2 protein-coding genes are annotated in these 8637 nt (G+C 70.1%); both read right to left on the reverse strand.

Features of this window, described 5'->3' with window-relative positions; all coding sequences use genetic code 11:
• Positions 1–8018: amino acid adenylation domain-containing protein (locus A5706_RS08300; protein ID WP_369831828.1), on the reverse strand; the 8018-nt coding region annotated here is incomplete at its 3' end.
• A gap of 10 nt (positions 8019–8028) precedes the next feature.
• Positions 8029–8637, reverse strand: a 609-nt coding sequence (locus tag A5706_RS35195) for a hypothetical protein (RefSeq protein WP_197517786.1), incomplete at its 5' end; no start/stop codon positions are given.

Consider the following 8637-nt stretch of genomic DNA (forward strand, 5'->3'; position numbering starts at 1 on the left):
GTGATCGCGGCGACCGGCGCGGCGTCGCCGAGCACGAACTGCATCCGGGCCTCCGGCACCGCCGGATCGATCGGCACGTATGCCGCCCCGGTCTTGACCACCGCCAGGATCGCCACGATGGCCTCGGCCGAGCGGGGCAGCAGCAGCGCCACGCGCGCACCCGGCCCCACACCCCCGCCGGCCAACCGGCGCGCCAACCGATTCGCCGCGTCATCAAGCTCGCGGTAGCTCATCGACCGGCCCTCGAAGGTCACCGCGGCCGCGTCGGGCACCCGCGCCACCTGCCCGGCGAATAGCTCCGGAATCGACACCGGCGGGCTCGCCGGCTCGGTCAACGCCGCCCGGTTGCCCCAGTCCTCCAACCGGATGCGCTCGGCGTCGTCGAGCACGCCGATCGACGACAGCCGACAGGCCGGGTCGCTGGTCATGTCGACAAGCACGCGCTGCAAACGCTCGATCAGCGTTTCGATGGTGGCGGCGTCGAACACGTCGGTGCGGAATTCCACCACCCCGCCGATGCCGGCCGGCTCACCGTCCGCATCCAGGTGTTCTTCCAGGGAAAGCGCCAGGTCCATGCGGGCGGTGCCGGTGTCCACCGGCATCTGGGTGAGTTCGAGGTCCGCCAACGTCAACACGGCGTCGCCGGTGGTGTCGTGCAAGGTCCGCCAGGCCAGCATCACCTGAACGAGGGGGTGGTGGGTCAGCGACCGAGAGGGGTTCAACCGCTCGACCACCACCTCGAAGGGCACGTCCTGGTGCTCGTAAGCGGCCAGGCTGCGGGCCCGCACCTGAGCCAGCAGGTCGGCGACGGTCGGGTCACCGGCCAAGTCCACGCGCAACACCAACGTGTTGACGAAGAACCCGACCAACTCATCGAGCGCGGGGTCGCGGCGCCCCCCGATCGGGAATCCCACGGCCACATCGGAACTCGCGCTCAACTTTGCGAGCAGTACGGCCAGGGCTGCCTGCATCACCATGAAACTGGTCGCGTTGTGTTCATGGGCCACCCGAACAACTTGCCGCTGCAACTCGGCGGGCCAATCGACCGCGACGCTGGCGCCGCGCTGATCGGCCACCGGCGGATAGGGCCGGTCGGTGGGCAGCCCGAGCCGCTCGGGCATCCCCGCCAGGGTTTCCTGCCAGTACGCCAGCTGCGCCGCGATGGGGCTGTCCTGATCGTTGAGATCGCCGAATTGCGCGCGCTGCCACAGCGTGTAGTCGACGTATTGCACCGGCAACGGCGTCCAACCCGGGGACTCCCCGACACATCGGCTGGCGTAGGCGACGGATATGTCACGCACCAGCGGGGCGATCGACAGGCCGTCGGCGGCGATGTGGTGCACCACGGCGACCAGCACGTGCTCGTCGTCGGCGACCCGGAAAAGCCTTGCCCGCAAGGGGATCTCGGCCGCCAGATCGAAGCCGTGGCGCGCCGTCTCCTCGATGCCCGCCTGCAGCCGGCGTGGCGACCACGCGATCGCGTCGACCACGTCCCAACCGAAGTCGGCCTGCTCGGCGGGCAACACCAGCTGTTGCGGTATCCCGTCGGGGGCGGCGAACAGCGTGCGCAGGCTTTCGTGGCGGCCTACCACGTCGGCCAGCGCTGCGCAGAACGCATCGGTGTCCAGCCGCCCGCGCAGCCGCAGCGCCACCGCCAGGTTGTAGACCGGTGACGGGCCCTGCAGCTGGTCGATGAACCACAACCGGTGCTGGGCGAACGACAACGGAATGACCGCGGGCCGCTCGACGGCTACCAACGGGTCCAGGCCGCCCCCGCCGCCGTGCAGGCGCGTCGCCAACTGGGCCACCGTGGGCGCCTCGAACACGGCGCGCACTGCGACGCCGGCGCCCAGGCCGGTGTTGATCGCGGCGACCAGGCGCATCGCCGACAGCGAATCCCCGCCCAGGTCGAAGAACGAATCATCGACCCCGACCCGGTCCACGCCCAACACCTGGGCGTAGATGCCCGCGAGGATTTCCTCGGTCGGGTTGCTCGGGGCGCGATAACGATCGGTGGCCTCGTATTCCGGTGCCGGCAGCGCCCTGGCGTCGAGCTTGCCGTTGACAGTCAGCGGCAACGCGTCCAGCGCCACCACCGCGGCCGGCACCATGTAGGCGGGCAACCGTTCGGCCAACGCGGATCGCAGCACGGCCGGATCCGCGGTCCCGGTGATGTATCCCACCAGGCGCTTGTCGCCGGGGCGGTCCTCGCGGGCGACCACCACCGCCTGCTCCACGCCGTCCAACGCGGCCAGCGCGGCCCGGACTTCGCCCGGTTCGATGCGGTATCCGCGGATCTTGACCTGCTCGTCGGCGCGGCCCAGGTATTGCAGCTGCCCGTCGGCGCGCCAGCGCACCAGGTCGCCGGTGCGGTACATCCGGGTTCCGGGCGCGTCCGCGCCGGCGAACGGGCAGGCGACGAAGCGCGAGGCGGTCAGCCCGGTTCGGCCGACGTATCCGACGCCCACGCCGCGGCCGGCGACGTACAGTTCCCCGATCACCCCGGCCGGCACCCGCCGCAACGACTCGTCCAGGACGAACAGCGCCGCCGTCGACACGGGCGCGCCGATCGGTGCCGCCCCGGACCCCGCCTGCAACGGTGCGCTCATCGTGGCGTACACCGTGGCCTCGGTTGGCCCATAGGCGTTGACCACCACCCGCCCGGGCGCCCACTGATCCACCACCTCAGCCGAGCAGGCCTCGCCGCCGAGCAGCACCGCCTCGCACTCCAGCCGTTGCGGGGACAGTGCGGCCACCGCCGACGGGGTTTGGGTGAGCACGCTGACCCGTTCCCGGGCCAGCAGGTCGTGGAAGTCGTCCGGTGAGGCGACAACGGAGGGGGGCACCACCACCAGCCGCCCGCCGCCGAGCAGCGCGGCCCAGATCTCCCAGACCGAGAAGTCGAACGCGTACGAGTGGCATTGCGTCCAGACCTGCGTCGCGGGCAGCGCCGGGTGCGACGACTGCGCGAGGTGCGCCAGGTTGCGGTGGGCGATCGCGACGCCCTTGGGCGTCCCGGTGGTCCCCGAGGTGTAGATCAGGTACGCGATGTCGTCGGCCGACGGGGCCGGCGGCGCGGTGGCCGGTTGGTCGTCGACGGCGGGGGCCTCGAGATCAGCGATGTCGATGACCGTCAGCTCCCGCCCGTGCAGCCGGTCGGCCAGCCCGGCGGTGGTGACCGCGGCGACGGGCGCGGCGTCGCCCAGCATGAAGTCGATCCGTGCCGCGGGCAGCGCCGGGTCGATGGCCAGGTAGGCCGCCCCGGTCTTCAGCACCGCCAGCATGGCCACGACGGCCTGGGCCGACCGCTCCAGCAGCAACGCCACATACGCGCCGGGCCCGACCCCGTGGCCAGACAGCAAGTGCGCGAACCGGTTAGCGGCCTCGTCGAGTTCGCGGTAGGTCATCGATTTGCCCGCGAAGGTCACCGCCGGCGCCTCCGGAGCGCGGGCCACCTGCGCGGCGAACAGCTCCGGCACCGACACCGCGGGCGGCGCGGGACGGGTCAAGACCGCGCGGTTGCCCACCTCATCGAGGCGGGCGTGCTCGGCCTCGTCGAGCAGATCCACCGACGACAGCCGCCGCCCCGGGTCGGCCGTCATGGTCGCCAACACGCGCTGGAGCCGCTCGATCAGCGTTTCGATGCTGGCGGCGTCGAACACGTCGGTCCGGAATTCCACCGATCCGGTAATTCCGGCGGGCTCCCCGGCGTCGGTCCAGGTCTCCCCGAGCGAGAACGCCAGGTCGGTGCGGGCGGTCCGGGTGTCGAGCGGCAGTGGGGTGACCTGCAAGTTACCCAAGGTCAACCCGCCGGTGCCCTGCCCCTGCCCGCTCTGCCAGGCCAGCATCACCTGGACCAGCGGGTGGTGGGTCAGGCTGCGGGTCGGGTTGAGCTTTTCGACCAGTACCTCGAAGGGCACGTCCTGGTGCTCGTATGCGGCCAGGCTGCGCGCTCGCACCTGAGCGAGCAGTTCGGCGACGCTGGGGTCACCGGCCAGATCGACCCGCAACACCAAGGTGTTGACGAAGAAGCCCACCAGGTCGTCCAGCGCGGGGTCTCCGCGTCCGGCGATCGGAAACCCTACGGCCACATCGGAACTCGCGCCGAGCTTGGCCAGCAGCACGGCCATGGCGGCCTGCATCACCATGAAGGTGGTGGCGTTGTGTTCCCGGGCCACTCGGGCGACCTGCTGCTGCAGCTCGGCGGGCCAGTCCACCGACACGCTCGCGCCACGGTAGTCCGCGACCGGCGGGTAGGGCCGATCCGTTGGCAGTTGGAGGTGCTCCGGTATCCCGGCCAGGGCCTCTTGCCAGTAGGCCAACTGCGCGGCGATGCGGCTGCCGCTGTCGCCGAGCTCGCCGAGCTGGGCGCGCTGCCACAGCGTGTAGTCGGCGTATTGGACCGGCAGATCGGCCCAGTCGGGAGCCTGCCCCACCCTGTGGGTGGCGTAGGCCACCCCGAGATCCCGCACCAGCGGGGTGATCGACGCGCCGTCGGCGGCGATGTGATGCACCACGGCGACCAGCACGTGTTTGTCGTCGGCAATCCGGAAAAGCCTTGCCCGCAGGGGGATCTCGGATGCCAGGTCGAAGTGGTGGTGGGCCACGGCGTCGAATGCCTCGGCCAGCTGGCTTTCCGACCAGCCGGCGGCGTCGACGACGGCCCAACCGAAGTCGGCTCGCTCGGGGGGCACGATCAGCTGGCGCGGGACGCCGTCGTGCGCGGCGAACAGCGTCCGCAGGCTCTCCTGCCGGCCCACCACGTCGGACAGCGCGGCACCCAGCGCCTCGGCGTCCAACCGGCCGTCCAACTCCAAGGCCACTGCCATGTTGTAAATGGTTGAGGGTCCCTGGAATTGGTCGATGAACCACAATCGGCTCTGGGCGAAGGACAACGGAACCACTTCGGGCCGCTCACCGGCCGTCAGCGGTTCCAGACGATCGTCGTTCCCACCGATCCGCGTCGCCAACTGGGCGACCGTGGGCGCCTCGAACAACGTGCGTACCGAGAGGCCGGCATCCAGGCTGGCGTTGACCGCGGCGATCAGGCGCACCGCCGACAGCGAGTCCCCACCCAAGTCGAAGAACGACTCGTCTACCCCGACAAGCTGTGGCGGCTGCACGCCCAGGACCTGGGCGTAGATGCCGGCCAGAAGCTCCTCGACCGCATTGGCCGGGGCGCGGTAGTGGCCGCCGTCTTGATATTCGGGAGCCGGCAGGGCGCGGGTGTCGAGCTTGCCGTTGACAGTCAGCGGCAGCACGTCGATCACCATCACCGCGGCCGGAACCATGTACGCCGGGAGCCGCTCGGCCAGCGCGGCACGCAGCGCGGCCGGATCCGCCGCGCCGGTCACATAACCGACCAGGCGCTTGTCGCCCGGGCGGTCCTCGCGGGCGATCACCACCGCCTGCTCGATGCCGGGCAGCCCGCTCAGGGCGGCCTGGATTTCACCGAGTTCGATGCGATACCCGCGGATCTTGACCTGCTCATCGGCCCGGCCCAGGTAACGCAACTGCCCGTCGGGACCCCAGCTCACCAGATCCCCGGTGCGATACATGCGCGCCCCCGGCTGCCCGAACGGGCAGGCCACAAACCGCGTCGCGCTCAGTCCAGCTCGGCCCGAATACCCGTACGCCACGCCGGCGCCGGCCACATACAGCTCCCCCACCACACCGACCGGAACCGGCCGCAACCAGCCGTCCAGCACAAAAAATCCCAGATGGGCCAGCGGCACCCCGATCGGACTCACCGCGGTGTCCGCGTCGCCGGCGACGATCTCGCGGAACGATGCGTGCACCGTCGTCTCGGTGATCCCATACATATTGATCAGCCGCGGCAGACCCGGATGGCTGTCCAGCCACGTGCGCAGCCGCCGCGGCTCGAGCGCCTCGCCGCCGAACACCACGGCCTCCAGCTTCAACCGGGGGTCGGGTTCGGGCCGTCCGGCGCCGGCGGTCTGTAGCGCATAAAACGCCGACGGGGTCTGGCTCAAGATGGTGACCTGTTCGGCGACGAGCAAGGCGTGCAAGTCTTCCGGTGAGCGCACCACCGGATCGGGCACCACCACCACACGTCCGCCGTAAAGGAGCGCGCCCCAGATCTCCCAGACCGAAAAGTCGAACGCCAGCGAGTGACATTGCGACCACACCTGCCCCGCCAGCTCCAGGTCGCCGTCCAGCGTCTCCAGCAACCGAGTCACGTTGCGGTGTGGGATCACCACGCCCTTGGGGGTTCCGGTCGTGCCCGAGGTGTAGATCAGGTACGCGATGTCGTCCGGGGCGGGCGCCGGCAGTGCCGTGCTCGGTTGGCTGTCAATGGCGGGGTCGTTGACTTCGATGACCGCCAGACCGCGGCCATCCAGCCGATCGGCCAAGGCGGCCGTTGTGATCGCGGCGATCGGTGCGGCATCCTCGAGCACGAACTGCATCCGGGCGGCCGGCACAGTCGGATCGATCGGCACGTACGCCGCCCCGGTTTTCAGCACCGCCAACATCGCCACGATCGCTTCGGCCGACCGTGGCAACAGCAACGCCACCCGTTGCCCCGGACCCGCGCCCTGGGCTGCGAGCAAGCGCGCCAACCGGTTCGCCGACTCCTTGACCTGGCGGTAGGTCCACGACTGCTCCCCGGCGCTGATCGCCACCGCCTCGGGCGCGCGCGCCACCTGGGCGCCGAACAACACCGGAATCGACACCGGCACACCCACCGGCTGCGTCAGCCCCGCCCGATTGCCCCACCGGTCCAGCCGCGCATGCTCAGCGGCGTCGAGCACATCCATCGCCGACAACCGTCGCGTCGGGTCGGTGGTCATGGCCTCCAACACCTGCTTGAAGCGCTCGATCAGGGTTTCGATGCCGGCGGCGTCGAACACGCCGGTGTCGAACTCGACGCGGAGGCCCAGCTCGGCGCCGGGCAGGGCCTGGATCGCGAGCGGGTAGTGGTTGTACTCGCGGTGGGCGAACTCGGTGACGGCCAAACCCTCGTCGCGTGAGAGCGCGGCGGGATCGAGCGGGTAGTTCTCGTAGACGAAAAAGGTGTCGAACAGGTGGTCCTGGCCGGTGATGCGGTGGATCTCGCTGAGGGCCAGGTGCTGGTGCTCGAGGGTGTAGTTGTAGCTGCTTTGAAGTTGGTCGAGCAGTTCGGCGGTGGTGGTGTCCGCGGTGATGTTGGCCCGTACCGGCACGGTGTTGATGAACAGGCCCACCATCGAGTCCGCGCCGGGCACCTCGGGCGGCCTGCCTGAGACAGTCGTGCCGAAGGCTACGTCCTGTCGGCCGGTCAGCCATGTCAGCAGCTGGGCCCAGGCGGCCTGCAGCACGGTGCTGACGGTGGTGTGGTGCGAGCGCGCCAATTCGCCGAGCGCCCGCGTGGTCGGTTCGGGCACCCGGAACGAGGAAACGCCTCGGGGCCCCGGCCCCGGGCGGCCGACCGGACCGACGAGTGTCGGGGTGTCAAATCCCGCGAACACCTCCCGCCAAGCCGCGCGGGCGGCATCAAGATCGCGACCGGCCAGCCAGCTCACGAAGCTGCGATACGGCCTTGCCGCGGGCAGCCACTGGCCGTGATAGCTGGCGAAGATTTCCCCCAGCAGGATCGGCAGCGACCACCCGTCGAGCACGATGTGGTGATTGGTCAGCACGAACCGGTGCCGGTCGTGCGCGGTGCAAATCAGTGCGGCTCGGAAGCCCGGCTGGTGGCCAAGGTTGCAGACCGCGGCGCGTTCGGCGGCGCACGCCTGCTGGATCTGCTCGTCGAGGTCGGCGTTACCCCCGCTGAGGTCGAGATAGCGCCAGGGGACCACGGGGTCGGCCGGGATGATCTGCACCGGCTGGTCAAACTTGTCGGAGAACCGGGCTGCCAGGTTGGGGTGGCGGGTGACGACGTTGTTCACCGCCTCGCGCAGGCGGTGCGGATCGAGTCGACCGCTCAACGCGATCTCCAGCTGCACCGCATACACATCGTCGCCACCCTGGTCGGCGACGGCATGGAACCAGAGCCCCTGCTGCAGGGGGGTCAATGGCAGGACGTCAGCTATCCGCATACTGCCGCTGAAGGTCGTCGATTTGTTGCTGGCTAAGACCGACAGCGATGTCGGAGGGCGTCAACCCGCCGCCGCCGCCGCGCACGTGCGCGCAGATGCCGGTCAGCGCGTCGAACCACAACCGGCTCAGCCGGCTGACCTGCGCGTGATCCAGGGCCGAGGGCGCCCATCGCCAGCTGGCGTGCAGGTACGCTCCCGTGTCGGTGTCCACCGTGCTGGCGTTGAGCTCCACGGTGTGCGCCAACGGCATGGGCAGCCTGGCGCTGGCGTCGATGAGCGATAGGCCGTCCTCGCAGATTCGCCACACGTCGCCGGACGCCTCGGTCCCGGCGCCGAGCCGTCCCAGGTAGTTGAAGCCGATCGGCGGGTCAGAGCCGTCCAGGTCGACGTCGTCATTCAGGTAGCGCAGTAGGCCATAGGTCAAGCCGTCCGGCAGGGCGCGGAGCTGTTCCTTGGCGTCTTTGATCACCGCGCCCAGCCGCGCGTCACCGGCCAGGACCTGCGCCCAGGACAGGCCACCCACCGCCAGGGCCACGGGGTACTTGGTGGTGAACCACCCCACCGTGCGCGACAGGTCGACGCCCGCGTCCAGCTC

The organism is Mycobacterium sp. E796 (assembly GCF_001672815.1).
Taxonomy (GTDB): domain Bacteria; phylum Actinomycetota; class Actinomycetes; order Mycobacteriales; family Mycobacteriaceae; genus Mycobacterium.